The 19,208-nt window shown below is 42.9% G+C and carries 19 protein-coding genes, 1 pseudogene and 1 other annotated feature; of the genes and pseudogenes, 14 read left to right on the top strand and 6 right to left on the bottom strand.

Features of this window, described 5'->3' with window-relative positions; genetic code table 11:
• Positions 1-68 precede the first annotated feature (68 nt).
• The 3 genes from M3180_RS04490 (at position 69) to M3180_RS04480 (ending at position 3,013) form a co-directional block, all read left to right on the top strand.
• Positions 69-575 (top strand): ferritin, encoded by a 507-nt coding sequence (locus M3180_RS04490; RefSeq protein ID WP_251666360.1) that lies wholly within the window; start codon positions 69-71, stop codon positions 573-575.
• A gap of 205 nt (positions 576-780) precedes the next feature.
• A complete protein-coding gene (locus M3180_RS04485) occupies positions 781-2,583 on the top strand; it encodes a B12-binding domain-containing radical SAM protein (protein WP_251666081.1) in 1,803 nt (600 codons plus the stop codon).
• 226 nt (positions 2,584-2,809) lie between these two features.
• Positions 2,810-3,013 (top strand): zinc ribbon domain-containing protein, encoded by a 204-nt coding sequence (locus M3180_RS04480; RefSeq protein WP_251666080.1) that lies wholly within the window; start codon positions 2,810-2,812, stop codon positions 3,011-3,013.
• A gap of 97 nt (positions 3,014-3,110) precedes the next feature.
• Here the strand turns inward: M3180_RS04480 and M3180_RS04475 are convergent, their stop codons facing one another.
• The 4 genes and pseudogenes from M3180_RS04475 to mnmL all read right to left on the bottom strand — a co-directional run bounded on the left by M3180_RS04475 (position 3,111) and on the right by mnmL (position 6,054).
• Entirely contained in the window at positions 3,111-4,091 is a 981-nt protein-coding gene (locus tag M3180_RS04475; protein ID WP_251666359.1) for a type I phosphomannose isomerase catalytic subunit, read from the bottom strand.
• A 27-nt stretch (positions 4,092-4,118) separates the two neighbouring features.
• Positions 4,119-4,481, bottom strand: a pseudogene (locus M3180_RS04470) (VOC family protein); the annotation flags it as partial.
• Positions 4,482-4,507: 26 nt separating this feature from the next.
• The gene (gene mnmM / locus M3180_RS04465) at positions 4,508-5,086 is read right to left on the bottom strand and encodes a tRNA 5-(aminomethyl)-2-thiouridylate-methyltransferase MnmM (protein ID WP_251666079.1); all 579 of its coding nucleotides are present in this window, start codon (positions 5,084-5,086) and stop codon (positions 4,508-4,510) included.
• A gap of 5 nt (positions 5,087-5,091) precedes the next feature.
• The gene (gene mnmL / locus M3180_RS04460; RefSeq protein WP_251666078.1) at positions 5,092-6,054 is read right to left on the bottom strand and encodes a tRNA modification radical SAM protein MnmL/YtqA; all 963 of its coding nucleotides are present in this window, start codon (positions 6,052-6,054) and stop codon (positions 5,092-5,094) included.
• A gap of 263 nt (positions 6,055-6,317) precedes the next feature.
• Here mnmL and M3180_RS04455 point away from each other — a divergent pair, with 263 nt between their 5' ends.
• Entirely contained in the window at positions 6,318-6,506 is a 189-nt protein-coding gene (locus M3180_RS04455) for a hypothetical protein (RefSeq protein WP_251666077.1), read from the top strand.
• Positions 6,507-6,621: 115 nt separating this feature from the next.
• On the opposite strand, the gene M3180_RS04450 is transcribed toward M3180_RS04455, so the two are convergent.
• A complete protein-coding gene (locus tag M3180_RS04450) occupies positions 6,622-8,097 on the bottom strand; it encodes an RICIN domain-containing protein (RefSeq protein WP_251666076.1) in 1,476 nt (491 codons plus the stop codon).
• Positions 8,098-8,410: 313 nt separating this feature from the next.
• Here M3180_RS04450 and trmB point away from each other — a divergent pair, with 313 nt between their 5' ends.
• Both trmB and M3180_RS04440 read left to right on the top strand, forming a co-directional pair.
• Entirely contained in the window at positions 8,411-9,124 is a 714-nt protein-coding gene (gene trmB / locus M3180_RS04445; RefSeq protein ID WP_251666075.1) for a tRNA (guanosine(46)-N7)-methyltransferase TrmB, read from the top strand.
• Between the two features lie 296 nt (positions 9,125-9,420).
• Positions 9,421-10,590 carry an LCP family glycopolymer transferase gene (locus M3180_RS04440; RefSeq protein ID WP_251666074.1) on the top strand — a complete coding sequence of 390 codons (1,170 nt, stop codon included), beginning with the start codon at positions 9,421-9,423 and terminating at the stop codon, positions 10,588-10,590.
• A 139-nt stretch (positions 10,591-10,729) separates the two neighbouring features.
• On the opposite strand, the gene M3180_RS04435 is transcribed toward M3180_RS04440, so the two are convergent.
• The gene (locus M3180_RS04435) at positions 10,730-11,296 is read right to left on the bottom strand and encodes a phosphatase PAP2 family protein (protein ID WP_251666073.1); all 567 of its coding nucleotides are present in this window, start codon (positions 11,294-11,296) and stop codon (positions 10,730-10,732) included.
• A 370-nt stretch (positions 11,297-11,666) separates the two neighbouring features.
• On the opposite strand from M3180_RS04435, the gene M3180_RS04430 reads away from it, so the two are divergent.
• The 8 genes from M3180_RS04430 (at position 11,667) to ilvC (ending at position 19,058) form a co-directional block, all read left to right on the top strand.
• Positions 11,667-12,902: a glycosyltransferase family 2 protein gene (locus M3180_RS04430; protein WP_251666072.1), complete on the top strand. Its 1,236-nt coding sequence runs from the start codon at positions 11,667-11,669 to the stop codon at positions 12,900-12,902.
• A 69-nt stretch (positions 12,903-12,971) separates the two neighbouring features.
• Positions 12,972-13,127, top strand: a sequence feature (ribosomal protein L20 leader region).
• A 68-nt stretch (positions 13,128-13,195) separates the two neighbouring features.
• Entirely contained in the window at positions 13,196-13,735 is a 540-nt protein-coding gene (infC, locus tag M3180_RS04425) for a translation initiation factor IF-3 (protein ID WP_251666358.1), read from the top strand.
• Positions 13,736-13,767: 32 nt separating this feature from the next.
• Entirely contained in the window at positions 13,768-13,968 is a 201-nt protein-coding gene (gene rpmI, locus M3180_RS04420) for a 50S ribosomal protein L35 (RefSeq protein WP_251666071.1), read from the top strand.
• 36 nt (positions 13,969-14,004) lie between these two features.
• Positions 14,005-14,364 carry a 50S ribosomal protein L20 gene (rplT, locus tag M3180_RS04415; RefSeq protein WP_251666070.1) on the top strand — a complete coding sequence of 120 codons (360 nt, stop codon included), beginning with the start codon at positions 14,005-14,007 and terminating at the stop codon, positions 14,362-14,364.
• Positions 14,365-14,547: 183 nt separating this feature from the next.
• Positions 14,548-14,937: a hypothetical protein gene (locus M3180_RS04410; protein ID WP_251666069.1), complete on the top strand. Its 390-nt coding sequence runs from the start codon at positions 14,548-14,550 to the stop codon at positions 14,935-14,937.
• Positions 14,938-15,393: 456 nt separating this feature from the next.
• Positions 15,394-17,139: a biosynthetic-type acetolactate synthase large subunit gene (gene ilvB / locus M3180_RS04405; protein ID WP_251666068.1), complete on the top strand. Its 1,746-nt coding sequence runs from the start codon at positions 15,394-15,396 to the stop codon at positions 17,137-17,139.
• The gene (gene ilvN, locus M3180_RS04400) at positions 17,136-17,621 is read left to right on the top strand and encodes an acetolactate synthase small subunit (RefSeq protein ID WP_251666067.1); all 486 of its coding nucleotides are present in this window, start codon (positions 17,136-17,138) and stop codon (positions 17,619-17,621) included. The genes ilvB and ilvN overlap by 4 nt, the downstream gene beginning before the upstream one ends.
• 444 nt (positions 17,622-18,065) lie before the next feature.
• The gene (gene ilvC, locus M3180_RS04395) at positions 18,066-19,058 is read left to right on the top strand and encodes a ketol-acid reductoisomerase (RefSeq protein ID WP_251666066.1); all 993 of its coding nucleotides are present in this window, start codon (positions 18,066-18,068) and stop codon (positions 19,056-19,058) included.
• Positions 19,059-19,208 lie beyond the last annotated feature (150 nt).

The following is a 19,208-nucleotide window of genomic DNA, read 5'->3' as shown; positions in this document are numbered from 1 at the left end:
TTCTATTTTCTTATTTATAATTTTTATGTTAGAATAATTACAAATAAGGAATGCGAGGTGCACTAATGATGAATGATCGATTAAAGAAAGCACTTAATGACCAGATGAACTTTGAGTTTTATTCTGCGCACGTGTATCTAGCAATGGCGGCTTATTGCTCTGCGGAGGATTTAGATGGCTTCGCTAACTTCTTCTTAGTTCAAGCGGAAGAGGAGCGCTTCCATGGCATGAAAATCTATAAGTTTTTGAATGACCGTGGTCAACGTGTAGCGATTCAAGCACTTGGAGAGCCGAAAAATGAGTATGCTTCGATGCTGGATGTATTCGAACACGCCTATAAGCATGAAGTGCAGAACACGAAGAATTTTTATGACTTGTCTGATCTTGCCATTGAGGATCGTGAGCATGCAACGATTAACTTCCTGAAATGGTTTATTGATGAGCAGGTAGAAGAGGAAGCGTTGTTTGACGGAATCATTACTAAGCTTAAACGTATCGATCAGGACAGCCACGCGTTCTACATGCTGGATGCAGAGTTTGCTCAACGCAGCTTTGATCCTGCAGCAGAGGAATAAGGTTATCCATCCAGCAATATGAAAATAGATGTTGAAGCCTAGCATTTGCCAAATATATGGCATAACGCTAGGCTTTTATAATTGGAAGCAGGACAAGCCTTCTTTTTTGTAGCAAATTTCGTTACAATAGTAGAATGAGCATTTTGAAATAATCTGTATCTACTTAGAACGAACAATTGAACGAATGAAAGCTGAGGTACCCTTTATGAAGGTCGTATTATCGACGTTAAACGCAAAATTTATTCATACATCATTAGCGCTACGCTGTCTGAAAGCGTACTGCGGTCATAAATTCGATATGGATATCGCTGAGTATACGATAAAAGATCCAGCGATGAATATCGTATCGGATTTATTCTCACGAAATCCTGATGTAATCGGCTTCTCTTGCTATATATGGAACATTGAAGAGACGATTGTTGTCGTGAATATGCTGAAGAAAATTAAGCCTGAGCTGAAAATCGTGCTTGGTGGTCCGGAGGTTAGCTATGACACGGACTACTGGATGGAGCGTCTGCCTGAGGTAGACTTCATCGTCATGGGTGAAGGGGAGGAAACCTTCGACCATCTGCTTACAGAGATTGAAGCGACAGAGAAATACCATATGGTGTTCGGTATCGCATATCGCAAAACGACAGAGGCTGGCGTTGAAATTCGGATTAATCCGGGACGTCCTAAGCTTGATCTGAATACACTGCCTTCACCACATCGATTTGCTGAGGATCTTCCGCAGCTTGCGAATCGAATTGTTTATTTTGAGACAAGCCGCGGCTGTCCGTTCAGCTGTCAATTCTGTCTATCGAGCATTGAGGTTGGTGTACGATATTTTGATATTGAGCGAACGAAGGCGGATATTATCTATCTCATCGACAATGGAGCGAAGCTCATTAAATTCGTCGATCGTACCTTTAATATTAAGCGTGATTACGCGCTAGAGATGTTCCAGTTTTTAATTGAGAATCATCGTGGCTGCGTGTTTCAATTTGAGATTACGGCGGACATTATGCGTCCTGAGGTGCTTGATTATTTGGCTGAAAATGCGCCTCCAGGCATATTCCGCTTTGAGATCGGTGTGCAATCAACGAATGACCCAACGAACTTGGCAGTACAGCGTAGACAGAATTGGTCGAAGCTCGTTCGTACCGTAACGAAGGTGAAGGATTCGCAGAAGATCGATCAGCATCTTGATCTTATTGCTGGCTTGCCGCTTGAGAACTACGACACATTCCGCGGAACGTTTAATGATGTATTCGCATTGCGTCCAGAGGAGCTCCAGCTCGGCTTCTTGAAGATGCTGCGCGGGACAGGCCTGAGAAATGACGCCGATAAGTGGGGCTATATCTACATGGACACAGCACCATACGAGATGCTTGCGAATGATCTGATGCCATTTAGCGATATTGTCCGCATTAAACGAGTGGAGGATGTGCTGGAGAAATATTGGAATGCGCATCGGATGGATCATACGCTGCTTTACCTTGTTGATCATGTGTTCAACTCACCGTTTGATTTCTTCCAAAGCTTCGGTGATTATTGGGAAGCGCAAGGATGGCAGAAGATTGGCCATCAGCTGGAGGATCTGTTCTCCCGCTTATGGGCTTACTTGAATCATGCACGAGAGCAGGAGGGTGTCGAGCTGGATTTGCCAGTAATCGAAGGTCTTATGAAGCTCGATTATTACATGAATCACCGCTACAAGCCTCGTAAGGTATGGTGGGAGATGGAGCTAGACAAGGCAGAGTGGTCCTATTGGATGAAAGCTCTTGCTGAGCAGCCGGAGCTGGCAGGTGAGCAATTTGCAAGCTACAAGTTTAATGAGCGTGAGCTGCAAAAGCATATCGTTATGGAGAAGGTTCCTTTCGACATGCCGAATTACTTGAATACAGGTGAGCTCGTGACGGAGGGTGAATCATTGCTTGTGATGATGTATGTACAAGAGCAAGGTGAAGCTAAACCGACTGCCAAGCCATACAGCATACACCTGTCTAAGGCGGATCAGACCGTATAAAAAGCTAGAGTTAATATCTAAGTAGCAATAAATAAAGCGAAAGCCGTTGCTTTAGTATGTGAGGTGGAGAACTGTCCAGCCGCTACGAGGCAACGGTTTTTTGTTGTTTCATCCGACTAATATATGAGGTGCGAGGTACAGTGATATTGTTTATTGCTGAAACTTTTTTCCAGTTGCCTTCGTATTATAGTGCAATTAAATCAGTTTGTTGGAGAGGAGTTCAAGTATGTCTGAAAAAGGTTGTTTAAAATGTGGAAGTAAAAATGCAGCCCAAAAGGAAGTTGCGATGACTGGAACAGGTCTATCTAAAATGTTTGATATTCAGCATAATCAGTTTATCGTTGTTTATTGTAAAAACTGTGGTTACTCTGAGTTCTATAATAAACAATCTTCTACTTCATCAAATATTCTTGACTTATTCTTTGGCTAGAAGAAAAGACTCCACTTTGATCAAATGATTCAAAATGGAGTCTTTTATTTATCGTTAAATGCTCGTTATCTAAATCCAACGTTACGCTATTCCTAATTTACGCACTCGGTACAACAGAGCGCAGTACCGTTAAGCTACCTGCTAATGAATAATCTCCTAGCGTAGCTGGTAATAAGAAGCACTCCCCAGCTTTCACGTCATGTACTTGCTTTAAGTCCTCGCCCCAAGCAATGCTTCCGCTACCTTCCGCTACAACAAGTATTTCAAAGCTATCTGTATTGGTTGTAAGCTTTGTAGCAGCTTCGATTAAGCCCTTGTCTACTTTAAAGTACGGAGACTCAGCAATCGTTAGCCATTCGCCAGCCTTCATCTCGCTCGTATCTACATAGGCAGCGCCAGCTCCTTCATAAGCGATGACCTCAAGAGAGTCCTCGATATGAAGCTCACGAGGCTTGCCATCAAGACCAGGACGGTTGTAGTCATATAAGCGATACGTAGTATCGGAGTTTTGCTGAATCTCTGCAACGACGACACCTGAGCATAGTGCATGAACCGTTCCAGCAGGAATGTAGAATGCGTCTCCAGCTTTAACAGGCACCTCCTGCAGAAGCTCCATCACTCCCTCGCCAGTAAGTGCTTCGGCTAGCTGCTGCTTCGTCACCTGATCCTTCAATCCGTAAATGATCTTCGCATCTGGCTTAGCAGAGAGTATGTACCACATTTCTGTTTTACCTAGCTCGCCTTCAGGCAGCTTATCGTACTCATCTGTTGGATGTACCTGCACAGACAAGTCATCGTTGCAGTCAAGCAGCTTAATAAGCAGCGGGAAGCGTTGGCTTTTACCTGAAAGTCCGTTTTTCCCGAACCACTGAGCACCAAATTGCTCACGCAGCACATCAAGACCTGTGCCAGCGAGTGGGCCGTTCACAATTTTTGTGATGCCGTTAGGGTGATCACTAATCATCCAGCCTTCACCAATAGCACCGTCAGGTGGCGTTAAGCCGAACTGCTCTAATGCCCGTCCGCCCCATACTCTTTCCTTGAATTCAGGCTCAAACTGAAGCGGGTAAGGCTCGATCTTTCCTGGTTCAAACAGCTCGAGAAATTCGCCATCTGGGCCATAGAAGAAGAAGTATCTTGAGCCATCAGGAAGAATAGTAAGCTCCTCGTCCTGCAGCTTTACTTCAGGGAGCTGCTTCATACGCTCGAACTCTACTTCAATATCACTAACCGTAAATGCGAGATGGTGAACCTTGCCTTCAGCAGGCAAAGAAGCATTATAGCCCTGAATAAGCTCAAGCACCGTTTCATTAGAATGTGGATAAGCTAGAAAAGCAAGCGTAATGATTCCGTTGGAGTGGGGCATCGTGCGTAAATGCTTTAGCCCGAGTACCTTTGTATAAAAAGAGATAGAAGCTTCAATATCCTTAACCATAATGCCTACATGCTCAATTTTTTGAATAGTCATTTATGCTCTCCTTTATAATAGAATAATTAGCTGCGCGGAGCTTTTCGTTCGACTGCTACAAGATAAGGCGCAGCAGGACGCTGAGGCTGGCGATACAGTACGCAGTTGGCTTGCTCATGTGGCAGGGCAGCTGCCCAGCGCTCAACTGCTTCTGCTTCGATGTCACCGCCAGGATGGCCTGGATAAAGCACGCAGGTTAAGATGCCGCCAGGACGAAGCAGAAGTAGGCTCTGCTCGAGTGCACGAAGCGTGGAATCCGGCTCTGTAATGATCTGTTGATCGCCCCCAGGGAAGTAACCAAGATTAAACATAATAGCTCCAACCCCGTGAGCTGCATACTGTGACATGTTGTCGTGACTGTCCTTGATGAGCTCAACCTTTCCCAGCTTGTCTTGCTCCTCGTAGGAATGTAATCTATGTGCAGTCTTATTAAGCGCCTCCTGCTGAATGTCGAAGGCTAGCACTTTACCTTTTGGTCCAACAAGCAAGGCCAGCTGCAGTGTATCCACACCGCCGCCAGCCGTAGCATCAATGACCGTTTCACCTAGCTCCACACGCTCTGCTACCCAGCGCTGTGCCATTGTAAGTACGGAATAAAACCCCATTTATATTATCCCTCCGGTTGCCAAAGCTTGCCTTGCCATGTATTACGCTGCCTTAGCTCACGGTCAATGCCGTTGAGCACTTCCCATTTTCTTAAGCTCCACGTCGGTCCGATTAATAAATCGCGAGGAGCGTCGCCAGTTAAGCGGTGCACAATCATCTCCGGCGGTAGGAATTCTAGCGTATCAACAACGAGCTTTATATATTCATCCTGTTCAAGGAAGCGCAGCAGCCCAGCCTCGTATTGTTTAACCATCGGAGTCTTGCGCATTAGGTGTAGCAGGTGGATTTTAATGCCTTGCACATCCATCTTAGCAACCTGTCGACCAGTTTCTAGCATCATCTCATGTGTTTCCTGAGGCAAGCCATAAATAATATGTGTGCATACTCTAATGTTACGTTCACGAAGGCGGCGAACCGCATCAACGTAGCAAGCAGTATCATGTGCACGATTAATGAGCTGCGAGGTCGATTCGTGAACCGTTTGCAGGCCCATCTCTACCCATAGGTAGGTTCTTTCATTCAACTCAGCCAAATAATCAACGACATCATCAGGCAGACAATCTGGACGAGTAGCGATCGATAATCCAACGACTCCAGGCTGCTCAAGAATCACTTCAAAGTATTCTCGCAGCGTTTCTACGGGTGCGTAAGTATTCGTATAAGCTTGAAAATAGCCGATATATTTCGCTTCTGGCCATTTAAGATGCTGACGATCACGAATGGTGTTAAACTGGGTAACCAGATCATCTCTTCTGCGACCTGCAAAGTCACCAGAGCCTCGTGCGCTGCAAAACGTACAGCCGCCCTTAGCGATAGAGCCATCACGATTGGGACAGGTGAATCCAGCATCAAGCATAACCTTGAATACCTTTGTATTGAATTGCTCGCGCATTTCAAAATTCCATGTATGAAAATTTTTATCTCCCCACATTAGAGGATTATCTAAGCTGTTTTGTGAAGTAATCATGTATTCCCATCCTTTTCACTGCTTCAACCTTCATTGTAACGAAAAACATGACGGAATACCATATTTTCTAATGTTTATGCTTGGGAATGTTCGGGAATAGAAGACGGTCTAATTACGCCTTATAAACTTGAATAATATTACACGGTATGTTATATTGAAAGTGCGATAAATCAAGAAAAAAACCTAACATAAACTTTTTGAAAACGAATACAATTTCGCATAAATTTTTTAGTTTTTCATATTCTATGAATGAGGTGAGTGATATGGAAAAAACAAAAATTCCAAACGGTGATGAAATTGTAACAGTTGAGCTTACGGTTAAGGAGCTTATTGCATTGACAGGTGTTCGTTTGTATGACAACAACACATCCAAAATTTCGGCTTATAAGAAGCTACAGCATACATTAGAGAAAACGTGGAGCGGTGACGACAAGGATTCGGCACTAGCGTAACGAAGAGAAGGGGTGCTGTTGGTCATGTAACGATGACCAGCAGCACCCCTTTATTTGTACACAACGCATTGTAAAGATTAAATACAGATTGCGATTCATTCGTTCGTGCGTGCGGTTAATTTACGGGCACGAATTTCCACTTTTGGTTGTTGCCGCCCCAGTAGCTGTACTGAATAACGTTGGAGCCATTATCTGTGCCTGATGCATCAAGTGCTCTTCCGCTATGTCTACTTACAATGCGATAGGAATCGTTGCCGACATATACGATGCTCCATTGCTGATTGTTACCGCCATTGTAGGTGTACTGTATGATGTTGCCATGGTTCTCAGTGGATTGATTCGCTACATCGAGCACCAAGCCGCTATTCACATTCGTGAACCGATAGTAATTGCCTACCGCCTCGACCGTCCATTTTTGATTGTTTCCTCCCCAATAGCTCCATATATCTATATTAGCTGCATTTGCTGTCGATTGATCTTCAACCTCCAGCACTTTTCCGCTAGCAACATTAACGATTTGATACTTTTGGCCTGGTGTAAATTCACCTTCGCTGGTGCTGCCCGTAATGATTCCCGTCGCGGTATCAATATCTAAGCTCGGATACCAGTTCATTTCGAGAGTGGTGCTAGTAGGGAAGGAAAGTGGCAGCCATACGTAGCGTGAGTTGTTGACAGGCTCTCCCCAAGCTCCGGCCCAGCGGTCACCTAGATACAGGTATGAGGCAGTTGAGCTGCCTTGCACAGGAATGACATATGCGGACTGCGAGCCGTAAGTGGTAGAGTCTCCAAAATTAACAGGATTGCTCCAGGTTCCTTCGATACTCGAGGCGGTCGCATATTTGGCTTGGTTAGGATTCCAGCCGGTTGCACCAGAAGTAATCATGAAATAGGTAGAGCCTCGCTTGAACACAGCAGGTGCCTCACGGTATTGCCCTACCCAAATCGTTTGGACAAGCTGCTCAACATTGGTGAAATCGGAATTTAATCTAAAGATGTTCATGTCGGAGTTAGCAGCTGACCCTTTCGTAGATGAGAATAGATAGGCTGTGCCATTGTCGTTGAATACGGTCATATCTCGAGATTCATAGCCTAGTGGTCTAAAGCTCCCATGATACGTATAAGGTCCTTCAATGTTGCTAGCTGTAGCAACGGCTACTCTGCCTTCGGAGTAATCGGTGCCGTTTTCCTTGTGCATCCACATAACGTATTTTCCAGTTGTGCTGTTGTAAAGCAGCTTTGGACGTTCAATGTTTGCCGTAGCCAGTTCACCGCCCATGCTCTTTGATAAGACATGTGCACGAAACTCCCATGTTTTTAGGTCTGTTGATCGGTATAGGGAAACGAGATTAGTGCCGTCACGATTTTCACCGATCCAATAATAGTAATTGCCAACCTTGATCATACCGCCGCCATGCGCATGTAACACATTGTTGTTTGTGTCCTTGAACTGAATGCCGTTGACAACATTCACCATTGCTGCAAATGCGTGCTGTGAGAATGAGGTCGAATAGGTGACGCCTGCTAGTAGCCCAAGCACCAGCAGATAAACAAACCACCTTTTGAGCTTTATGACTGACATCGTTTCAATCATTTCGCATTCCTCCTCAACTTTAATATGAATCAGATTGGTGATCCTGTTTCAGTAGCATGATGCTGCAGCATGATACTGCCGAACGATGGATCATCTTTATCGTAAGTGGAAGGAAGCTTTCGCGCAATTGAACAACCTTGTCATGTGTTAACTATTGTGAGATTTATAGTTTCATATTTTTGTCATTCGTGAAAAAACGCTAGTAAATTAAAGGTATTTACCTAAGCAACTCGTTTAAGGACTTTACAAGCAAGTTGAAGTTATGCACAATAATATTGGATTAACAGAAGGATAGACGAAGGAGACATTAGTGATGCGCTTAAGAGGTAGGAAAGGCATTCTTGAAAGTATTGAATCCCAAACGGATTTAGTTGTATTAGATGCATCTAAATATAAAGGTAAATGGCATGAGTTTTTCGGTAATGATCGTCCGATCCATGTGGAGCTAGGCATGGGGAAAGGACAATTTATTAGTCAAATGAGTGTTCGTAATCCTGAAGTGAATTATATCGGTGTAGATATGTATGACGAGCTGATTCGTCGAGCGAGTGAAAAGGCACGTGCAGCTTGGAGTGAGCAAGGAGTGGAATCACCTCCGAACCTAGCACTACTGCGTGCTAATATTGAAAATATTGATGATATGTTTGATGAAAATGAACTAGAGCGCATTTATTTGAACTTTAGCGATCCTTGGCCTAAGAGTAAGCATGCGCGTCGTAGACTAACTCATCCACGCTTTGTTGAGCGTTATATTCATAAATTAAATACAAGGGGCGAAATCCACTTTAAAACCGATTCTCAATCGTTGTTTGACTTCTCATTAAATAGCTTTGCAGATATGGAGCTAGTGATGCGAAATATTTCATTAAACCTGCATAAGGACGGCCCGCGTGAGGATTTAGTCTTTACAGAATATGAGACGAAGTTTCATGAGATGGGACAACCTATCCATCGAGTTGAAGTTGTCATCGGTGAGCAAGTGCTGCACGAGCACCGCGAAGAAAAGAAAACGAAATATCGTATGTAAAAATGATTATGCGTAACATTATCTCGAGCTATTATTTGGTTCGCTAATAATTAAGTGAAGGACTGTCTTTTTCTGACGTAAGCTGTGTCGTAGTTAGTTGCCGAGCGAGCAACGCTAGTCACAGCTTACGTTTGGACATACCTTCACTTTTTTTGTATAGATCTAGTGGCCTGTATATGCTTTGTTAGTGATTGTCTGAACCTATCCGCAATATATTATGAGGTAAATCTAATGATAGAATTATGAAAATTATGTATAATCTTACTATTGTTACATATTGGGGATGAGGTGTTACCGTGAGGGACGATAATGAAGCGAAGAATGATAGAACAAACTCTGAAGGTTTAACAGAGAATTTAACAGAGAATTTAACAGAAAATTTGACTGATAATTTGACAACGCAGCAGACAAGGCGCAACAGAAAACAGAGAGTTATCCGTTACTTGATCTTAGTGATGGGGGTACTTATCGTTGCGGCTGTTTTCCTTGTTTACTATATTAAGTCTAATATTGACGACATGATGATACCTCATAATATAGTAGTAGATTCTGAGTCGGAAATAAACAGAGAGGTCGATGCAGCTCCGATACCTGATGAAGAAGATCCAGATTTATATTTTTTAATTATGGGCCTAGATTATCGAGGAGAGCATAATGCTTTACTAACCGATTCACTTATGATTCTGCACATCATCCCTCAGATTGAGACCGTTAAATTACTGTCAATACCAAGGGATCTACTTGTTGAGAATACTAGCGGTCATTCAGTTAAAATAAATGCATTATTTAGTGAAGGGTATACCCTTTATAAAAAGAAAGCAGAGCAAGATCCCTCTATTCTAACCGGAGATACGATTCAGCTAGGGACAAAAACATTAGATAAAGCCGTACTAAGTGGAGCGATTGCTAATACTAGAGGTAAGCTAGAGGAACTGCTCGATATCGATATCGACAACACTGTATTAGTAAATTTTAATACGGTTGTATCTTTAGTTGACGAGATTGGCGGAATCGAGATCGATGTAAAACGTTCAATGAAGTACAGGCCTACTAATCTTTATCTTGAGCCAGGACTGCAGGTGCTAATGGGAGAAGATGCATTAGGCTATGCACGCTTTCGGGAGGATGATCGAGGCTCACGATATTTTGCTAGTGATTTTGAGCGGGGGGAGCAGCAGCAAGAGGTAGTCAAAGCTTTGGCAGAACAAATTTTTTCATGGCAAAACAGTGGAAAGGTGCTCACATTATTGAAAATCGTCTCTGAAAACATACAGACAGATATGGATTATTCGACAATGTACTCGATGATTACAAAGTACTACAATGTTTTTAACAGTCATTCATTTTTATCAGTACCTTTTCCTGAGCACTATTCACAGGATGGGGATGTCGTTATACCTGAGGATGCGTTATCCAATCTACAGCGAGCATTTAAGTCGGTACAGATTGAGCAGAGCGTTGAATAAGACTGCCAGTAGTTTTACGCTGTCATTATAGAGAATCCACCTATAACTTAAGATAAAAAAGACTGCTCCACCACAGTGCTAAGCTGAGGTGAAGCAGTCTTTTTTATATATTCTTCTTTGTAGACGCAAGTGTAATTGATTAATTGCCTGTTGGTGTATGCCAAAAGTATTGAACCGCAAGCGCAGTTAACGTACCGATTATGCCTCCGACTAAAACATCAGACGGGTAATGAAGTCCTAGGTACATACGTGACCAAGCGACAGATACTGCAATAATAATCGCTAACGGAATGACAAAAAACGGGAATAGAGACGCATTTATGACAATCGGGATGATGAATGCGAAGATAGCCGTTGTATGTCCAGATGGGAATGATGGGTCAGCTAGTGGCTTTAGACCTGTATTAACATCAGGAAGCTCTTGGTAAGGACGTAAGCGTTTAAATTTATATTTCAAAAGTGCTACTGGAATATGACTAATTGCCAGAGCCGCGAGACACTTCCAACCTACGGTTGATATTTCACCTCGTCCAATAAAAGCGATGAACAAGGAACAGCAAATCGTAAATGTTGCTCCTCCAAAATGTGTGATTGCACTCATCCAACGATGAAGAAAGCGAAAGCCGAACGTATGGTTAAGGCGGCGATTAGCCCAAATTAATAAGCGGTTTTCGTGAAATCGAAGCCAGCTAATCCATTTTTCCATGTATGACATCCTTCCAAAATCCAGTCAGCAACTGAGAAAATTTGCTCGTACACAATATACTATACCATCTTAGCTGTATTTATGGGTAATAGAAACATTTATTTATGGTAAAGCTAACATTAATCTAAGCGGTATTCTTTTGCAAGAAATGAGAGAACTGGATTAATTATAAGCTTTGCGAAGAAAAAGAGATCACCACAAATGATGCAAGCGTTTTTCCAGCCGAATGCGACACTTACAGACCGTATTCCCATTTTGACAAGTATGAAGCTTAGAATGCACAATCATATGGTTGTGATTATTAGAAAGAGAGAACCGATCACAATCGCTTCACAAAACGAAGTAAGATGTGTTAAGGGGGCTATGCAACATGTTCTTTACAGTGGCATTTCTCGTTGTTCAAGTTTTCTTGGCAATTATCGCGCTGTATCAATTTGTGCTTTCGCTATTTGGTTTCAAAAAACATAAAAGCAGACCAAAGCAAAAGCCACAGAAATCGTTTGCTGTTATCGTTGCAGCTCATAACGAAGAAAAAGTAGTCGGTGCGCTTATTGAAAATTTAAAGGCAATGGACTATCCGAAGGAACTGTACGATATCTTTGTTATTTGTGATAACTGTACAGATGCTACAGCTGACATCGTTCGCGAGCATGGCGTGTATGCCTGTGAACGTACGAACGACAAGCAGCGAGGCAAAGGCTATGCGATCGAATGGATGCTTAAAGAGCTTTGGTCCATGCCGCGACAGTATGATGCTATCGTTATGTTTGATGCTGACAACTTAGTGAATGAAGACTTCTTAAGCTTAATGAACGATGATTTGTGTGCGGGACACCGAGTTATCCAAGGTTATTTAGATACAAAAAATCCTGATGATTCTTGGGTTACAGCCGCTTATGCGATTACGTATTGGTATTGTAACCGTCTATGGCAGCTATCCCGTATGAACCTGAATATGAGTAATTTTCTTGGCGGTACGGGGATGTGCTTCGATTCCAAGCTGTTAAAGGAAATGGGCTGGGGAGCAACCAGTCTGGTAGAGGATCTTGAATTCTCTATGCGATGTGTGAAACGCAATGTATATCCGGTGCTGAATTATGAGGCTAAGGTATACGATGAGAAGCCAGTAACGTTTAAGGCATCTGCACGTCAACGACTGCGGTGGATGCAGGGACATTTTAACGTTGCTCGTAATTATTTTTTTCCGTTGCTGTGGGCCGGAATTAAAGAGCGGAATCTCACGAAAATTGACTCTGCCGTTTACTCGATCTCTGTATATAATACGTTGATTGGATTTTTATTAACTGTATTTTTATGGATTGATCTTATTGTACCAGCTGACAACGTTATTATTTCGATTTACAGCCAGTTTCCATACTGGTTCGTTGCGATTATTATTGCCTGCTCCGTATTGCCTTTCCCAGCAGCGATGATTATTGAAAGAGTGAAATCATGGAAAATGTATGCACATCTGTTGACACTGCCGTTCTTCCTAGTGTCATGGTGGCCGATTACATTTTACGCATTCTTCACTCAAAACAACAAAGTATGGAGTCATACCGAGCATACGCGAGTCGTTCGAATTGAAGAGGTGCGCGGTAAATAAATGTTAATCTAGCATTGACAATCAGTTTTATGCATGCTATATTAACTAAGGTGTCTTAATGACAATACATTGCACAAGAAGAAGCACCCGCTTCTCACCTGTTCGACTTGGGTTGACTGGTTATGCGATGAACGAATGCATAATGAACATATGATTGTAATATGTTTTATGAATACATTACGTTTATTGATGCGGGTTCTGCTGAGCCCGCATTTTTTATTTTGTGCAAACTATGCTATGCTTACGCTATAATCTATTTTTATGTAAAATAGAAGAATAAGCCAAGCATTTTGATAAAATTCAGGAGGTGTAGCACAATTAGTAAAGATCATCAAATCAATGACGATATCCGCGCAAGAGAGGTTCGACTAGTCGGACCAGAGAGTGAACAACTTGGTATTAAACCGCTACGTGAAGCATTGCAAATGGCGGTTGATATGAATCTCGATCTTGTTAATGTTGCTCCAACAGCAAAACCACCAGTATGTCGCATCATGGACTACGGTAAATTCCGTTATGAGCAGCAGAAGAAAGAGAAAGAAGCTCGCAAAAACCAAAAAGTTGTGGATGTTAAGGAAGTATGGTTCCGCGCTAATATCGAGGAACATGACTACCAAACAAAATATCGCAATGTTGTAAAGTTCTTGAAGGATGGAGACAAGGTGAAGGCTTCCGTACGTTTCCGTGGTCGCGAAATTACACATGCGGATATTGGTCAACGCATCCTAAATCGTTTAGCATCTGAGGTTGCCGAAATATGCAATGTTGAGCGCGCTCCTAAGCTTGAAGGTCGGAGCATGATTATGATTTTGGCACCAAAAAGTGGCAGCTAAGCTGTTCAATTACTTTTAAGGAGGAAACACAAATGCCTAAAATGAAAACACATAGCAGTCTTAAGGACCGCTTCAAAATTACTGGAACAGGTAAAGTGAAACGCTATAAAGCATATAGAAACCACTTGCTTTCCCACAAGTCTGGACGTCAAAAGCGCGTTCTTGCTGGTCAACCACTAATGGCAGCTGGCGACGTTCGTCGTATTCAGCAAGGTCTGTCTAATCTAAAATAATTCTAATTTGATTATATCTACAGGAGGTTTCTATTCATGGCAAGAGTTAAGGGCGGATTTGTCCGCACACGTCGTCGTAAAAGAATTCTTAAATTAGCTAAAGGTTATTTCGGTTCCAAACACCGTTTATTTAAAACGGCTAAGGAGCAAGTTGGTAAGTCTCTTATGTACGCTTACCGCGACCGTCGTAACAAAAAACGTGACTTCCGCAGACTTTGGATCGTTCGTATTAATGCGGCAGCTCGTATTAACGGTCTTTCCTACAGCAAATTTATGCATGGCTTGAAGCTTGCAGGCGTTGAAGTTAACCGCAAAATGCTAGCTGATCTAGCAGTTAACGATATTGCTTCTTTCAACCAACTTGCTTCTGTTGCAAAAGCAAAGCTAAGCGCATAAGTTAATAAACTGCATATGAATAAGCACGATGCATGCCTATAGGGCAGATCGTGTAAAATATTGGCACTGTGTATGTTCTAAGGGACAAACACAGTGCCTTTTTGTTTTAATAGGGACATACATACATTCCTGTCCACTCACCTCCACATACAATAGTGTATAACGTGAAGGAGGTGTGTAAAAGTGAGTAGGATTCAAGCGATTCGTAAGACTAATTTAAAGAACTATATCGGGCAATATATTCATGTTAGACAGAAGGACGGATCCATCGTAAAGGGAAAGCTTGTCGCGATTGATAACGAGAGAGCGTATATTAAGCCAATAAAAAAAAATAAAGGAAAACGGGTGGAAAGTAACTGGATTATCGGATTGTTTTTAGCTGGCATTGTGTTCGTTGGCTTAGCCGCTTTCTGGGGCGGTGCTTGGGGTGCAGGCTTTGGCGGACGCTGCTTTAAGCGATGCTGTGGTATACCTTGTAACAGAGGGTGTAACTGTCGACATAGACGCCATGGACGCCACGGATACCGACATGGTCGATATGGCCGAGGAAGAGGACGAGCGGTTTATGTATAAAAACAGAAGTTTAATCCTAAACTAACAAAAGTGACGGTTGACGTTTCCCATGAATCGTCTTATAATGATGAAAAGTAAATCCGCTGCATATTTATAATATATCCAGTGAATAATAATCGGCATCGATGAGGAAGAAGTATGAGGGCTCTACTGCTCAGAGAGTGTTGGATTAGCTGAGACCAACACCGGAATCCCTTTGTACGAGTCACCTCGGAGCTATTCTCCTGAACAGTTAAGCCCATTAGGGAGAGTCGCAGGGCAAGCGTTAAAGTGCTAAAGGTAGGATTTGTTATGTGTTTTTATGCATGCTTTCCGACCTGCAAAGGTTATTTATCGCAAGATAGATAGCGAATATGGGTGGTACCACGGAAGATCAACCTTTCGTCCCTGAACACTTTCAATGTGAACAGTGTCAGCGGATGAAAGGTTTTTTTGTTTTTGAGAGGAGGATTACTGATGGCAACAACAAATGTCATTACGAAGTCAAGAGCAGAGCTAATTGAGAAATTTTCAAAGCCGGAAGTGATTTCGGGCTCTGAAATTTTATTGCGCAGTCTATTGCTTGAAGGTGTAGATTGTGTGTTCGGGTATCCAGGTGGCGCAGTGCTATATATTTATGATGCGATGCATGGGAATACCGATTTCAACCATTTACTTACAAGACATGAACAAGGTGCAATACATGCTGCAGACGGCTATGCACGTGCAAGCGGAAAAGTAGGCGTATGTATCGCGACATCAGGACCTGGTGCAACGAACCTTGTTACAGGTATTGCTACCGCATATATGGATTCAGTACCTCTTGTAGTAATAACAGGTAATGTTATGAGTACATTGATTGGTACCGATGCTTTCCAAGAGGCTGATATTACAGGAATTACAATGCCAATTACTAAGCACAGCTATCTCGTTCGTAACGTAGAGGATCTGCCACGTATTATTCATGAGGCGTTTCACATTGCGAATACTGGACGTAAAGGCCCAGTGCTAATCGATATACCGAAGGATGTTTCAGCTGCTAAAACTTTGTTTGAGCCAGTAACGGATGTGAACATTCGCGGCTACAATCCAACTGTATCACCGAATAAGCTTCAAGTAGACAAAATGATTAAAGCAATCAAAGAAGCAAAGCGTCCAATTATATTGGCAGGTGGCGGAGTTGTATACTCCGGTGCACATGAGGAGCTTCTGGAATTTGTTACAAAAACCGAAATTCCGATTACGACAACACTACTTGGCCTTGGTGGCTTCCCGAGTGGTCATGATCTTTGGCTTGGTATGCCAGGTATGCATGGTACGTACACGGCAAACACATCCCTGCAAAAAGCAGACTTGCTAATTAACATTGGTGCGCGCTTCGATGATCGCGTAACAGGTAAGCTGTCAGGCTTTGCTCCACTTGCAAAGATCGTGCATATTGATATCGATCCAGCTGAAATTGGTAAAAACGTACATGCGGATATTCCAATTGTAGGCGATGTAAAAACAGTGTTAGAGGTAGCTAATCAGGTTGCTGAACGAGCTGAGCTTGCTGATGAGTGGAGAAGCGAAGTGATGGCATCAAAAACGGCACATCCGTTCAAGTATATTGATTCTGATGATGAGCTTAAGCCGCAATGGGTTGTTGAGATGATTCATGAGACAACTAACGGTGATGCAATCGTAACGACTGACGTTGGTCAGCATCAGATGTGGGCTGCTCAATACTATAAATTCAACAAGCCGCGTTCTTGGGTAACCTCCGGTGGTCTAGGTACGATGGGCTTCGGCTTCCCATCTGCAATTGGTGCGCAAATGGCTAATCCAGATCGTCTCGTTGTTTCAATCAACGGTGATGGTGGTATGCAAATGTGTGCTCAGGAGCTAGCGATTTGTGCAATTAACAACATTCCAGTTAAGGTTGTTATCTTAAACAACCAAGTGCTTGGTATGGTGCGTCAATGGCAGGAGCTCATTCATGAGAATCGCTTCAGTCATATCGACCTTGCTGGCAGCCCAGACTTTGTAAAGCTTGCTGAAGCGTATGGTGTTAAAGGCTTCCGCGCATCCAACAAGGATGAGGCACGTCAAGTATGGGAAGATGCGATGAATCACCCTGGCCCGGCCGTAGTCGAATTTGTAGTGCGTCGTGACGAGAACGTATATCCAATGGTTGCTCAAGGCAGCACGATTGATCAAATGATTATGGGGGATGCAGAATGATGAAGCATACGATCGCAGTAATTGTTAACGATCAGCCAGGCGTTCTGCAACGTGTAGCTGGTCTGTTTGGAAGACGTGGATTCAATATTGAAAGTATTACGGTTGGTGCCTCGGAAGAGGTTGGACTATCTCGTATGGTTATCGTCACTTCTGGCGATGACCATACGCTTGAACAAATTACGAAGCAGCTATATAAGCTGATTGATGTCATTAAAGTTATTGATCTGAGTGCCAATCCTATGGTATCTCGTGAGCTTGCTTTAATTAAAGTACAAGCTGAACATACCGCTCGTCCTGAAATTCTAGGTGTTGTCGATACATTCCGTGCGTCTGTCATTGATATATCCACTCATACTTTAACGGTTCAAGTGGTTGGTGACACTGAGAAAATCGATGCGATGATCGAGCTGCTAAAACCGTACGGGATTCGTGAGATTTCACGTACAGGGGTTACAGCCCTAAATCGCGGCAATCAAAAGTAATATTGAAGAGGAAGTTCAAATATCCGACTTTGATGACGACGTTTATTCGTTGTAGCTTAGTCGGCGTCGAATATGGAGCACTACCGAAAGCTTCGGTGCTCACGTAGTAAGTACCTACGCTGCGCTCCTCGCTTTCTAGTAGCTCTCCATCTTCTTGGTCCTGAAAGCCGAATATTTGAACCTTTATTGAAGAGGTAGTTCAAAAATACGATGTTGATTACGAAGTAATGCGTTGTAGCGGAGTCAATTTCTATAAAAGCGACCTCCTGACGAAGGAAGGTTCGAGCGTTAGAGAAATTGACGAAGCGCTGAAGTACTATATTAAACTCTAGTGAAAACTGGTAGAATGAAACTAATGCCTTTTGAACGGGGATGTAAGAGGGAGACGGCTCTCTTTCTTACATACCCGTTCAAAAGGGTCAACTTAAAGGAGGCAATTATAGAATGGCAGTTACATTGTATTATGAAAAAGACGCTAATTTCAGCGTACTAGATGGAAAAACAATTGCGGTTATCGGTTATGGTAGCCAAGGTCATGCTCAAGCTCAAAACCTTCGCGACAGCGGTGCGAAAGTTATTATCGGACTTCGTCCTGGTAAATCTGCTGATGTGGCTAAAAAAGACGGCTTTGAAGTTCTAACTGTAGCTGAAGCTACTAAAATTGCTGACATCGTTCAGATCCTTCTTCCAGACGAAACACAAGCACGTGTTTATAAAGAAGAAATCGAACCAAACCTTAAAGACGGCGCAGCTCTTATGTTCTCTCACGGCTTCAACGTTCACTTTGGACAAATTAAGCCATCTGCAGACAAAGACGTATTCCTAGTTGCTCCTAAATCTCCAGGTCACATGGTTCGTCGCACATATGAAGAAGGCTTTGGTGTTCCAGGTCTAATCGCAATCTACCAAGATGCTACTGGTAAAGCGAAAGAGCTTGGTCTAGCTTATGCAAAAGGTATCGGCTGTACTCGTGCGGGCGTTATCGAAACAACATTCAAAGAAGAAACAGAAACTGACCTATTCGGTGAGCAAGCTGTTCTTTGCGGTGGTGCAACTGCACTAGTTAAAGCTGGTTTTGAAACACTAGTAGAAGCTGGTTATGCTCCAGAAATGGCATACTTCGAATGTCTACATGAGCTTAAGCTTATCGTTGACTTGATGTATGAAGGTGGACTAGCTACTATGCGTGATTCCATCTCCAACACAGCTGAGTACGGTGACTATGTAACTGGTCCTCGTATCGTTACTGACGAAACGAAGAAAGAAATGAAACGCGTTCTTGAAGACATTCAAGCTGGTCGTTTCGCTCGTGACTTCATCCTTGAAAACCAATCTGGTTTTGCAATGATGAACGCGACTCGTCGTAATGAAGCTGCTCATCCGATCGAAGAGACAGGTAAACAATTACGCGAATTGATGCACTGGATCAAAAAATAATCAATTTCATTGATTATGGTATAGCATGAACCTAGACGCCCAGCAGATTGTGCAGATGCACAGACTGCTGGGCGTTTATAATTGTAGTCTGCTATTAACGAAGGCCTGTAGACGCTTTATAGTTGAAACCTATAATGTCAATAGCTTTTA

It is taken from the genome of Paenibacillus camelliae (assembly GCF_023715345.1).
Classification (GTDB): domain Bacteria; phylum Bacillota; class Bacilli; order Paenibacillales; family Paenibacillaceae; genus Pristimantibacillus; species Pristimantibacillus camelliae.
This window is presented reverse-complemented; position numbering and strand designations above follow the sequence as displayed.

What these genes read in the sequence shown, in the direction of transcription:
- M3180_RS04490 (WP_251666360.1), top strand. Translation starts at nt 69, where the DNA reads ATGAATGATCGATTAAAGAAAGCACTTAATGACCAGATGAACTTTGAG.
- M3180_RS04485 (WP_251666081.1), top strand. Translation starts at nt 781, where the DNA reads ATGAAGGTCGTATTATCGACGTTAAACGCAAAATTTATTCATACATCA.
- M3180_RS04480 (WP_251666080.1), top strand. Translation starts at nt 2,810, where the DNA reads ATGTCTGAAAAAGGTTGTTTAAAATGTGGAAGTAAAAATGCAGCCCAA.
- mnmM (WP_251666079.1), bottom strand. Translation starts at nt 5,086, where the DNA reads ATGGGGTTTTATTCCGTACTTACAATGGCACAGCGCTGGGTAGCAGAG.
- mnmL (WP_251666078.1), bottom strand. Translation starts at nt 6,054, where the DNA reads ATGATTACTTCACAAAACAGCTTAGATAATCCTCTAATGTGGGGAGAT.
- M3180_RS04455 (WP_251666077.1), top strand. Translation starts at nt 6,318, where the DNA reads ATGGAAAAAACAAAAATTCCAAACGGTGATGAAATTGTAACAGTTGAG.
- M3180_RS04450 (WP_251666076.1), bottom strand. Translation starts at nt 8,097, where the DNA reads ATGATTGAAACGATGTCAGTCATAAAGCTCAAAAGGTGGTTTGTTTAT.
- trmB (WP_251666075.1), top strand. Translation starts at nt 8,411, where the DNA reads ATGCGCTTAAGAGGTAGGAAAGGCATTCTTGAAAGTATTGAATCCCAA.
- M3180_RS04435 (WP_251666073.1), bottom strand. Translation starts at nt 11,296, where the DNA reads ATGGAAAAATGGATTAGCTGGCTTCGATTTCACGAAAACCGCTTATTA.
- M3180_RS04430 (WP_251666072.1), top strand. Translation starts at nt 11,667, where the DNA reads ATGTTCTTTACAGTGGCATTTCTCGTTGTTCAAGTTTTCTTGGCAATT.
- rpmI (WP_251666071.1), top strand. Translation starts at nt 13,768, where the DNA reads ATGCCTAAAATGAAAACACATAGCAGTCTTAAGGACCGCTTCAAAATT.
- rplT (WP_251666070.1), top strand. Translation starts at nt 14,005, where the DNA reads ATGGCAAGAGTTAAGGGCGGATTTGTCCGCACACGTCGTCGTAAAAGA.
- ilvB (WP_251666068.1), top strand. Translation starts at nt 15,394, where the DNA reads ATGGCAACAACAAATGTCATTACGAAGTCAAGAGCAGAGCTAATTGAG.
- ilvN (WP_251666067.1), top strand. Translation starts at nt 17,136, where the DNA reads ATGATGAAGCATACGATCGCAGTAATTGTTAACGATCAGCCAGGCGTT.
- ilvC (WP_251666066.1), top strand. Translation starts at nt 18,066, where the DNA reads ATGGCAGTTACATTGTATTATGAAAAAGACGCTAATTTCAGCGTACTA.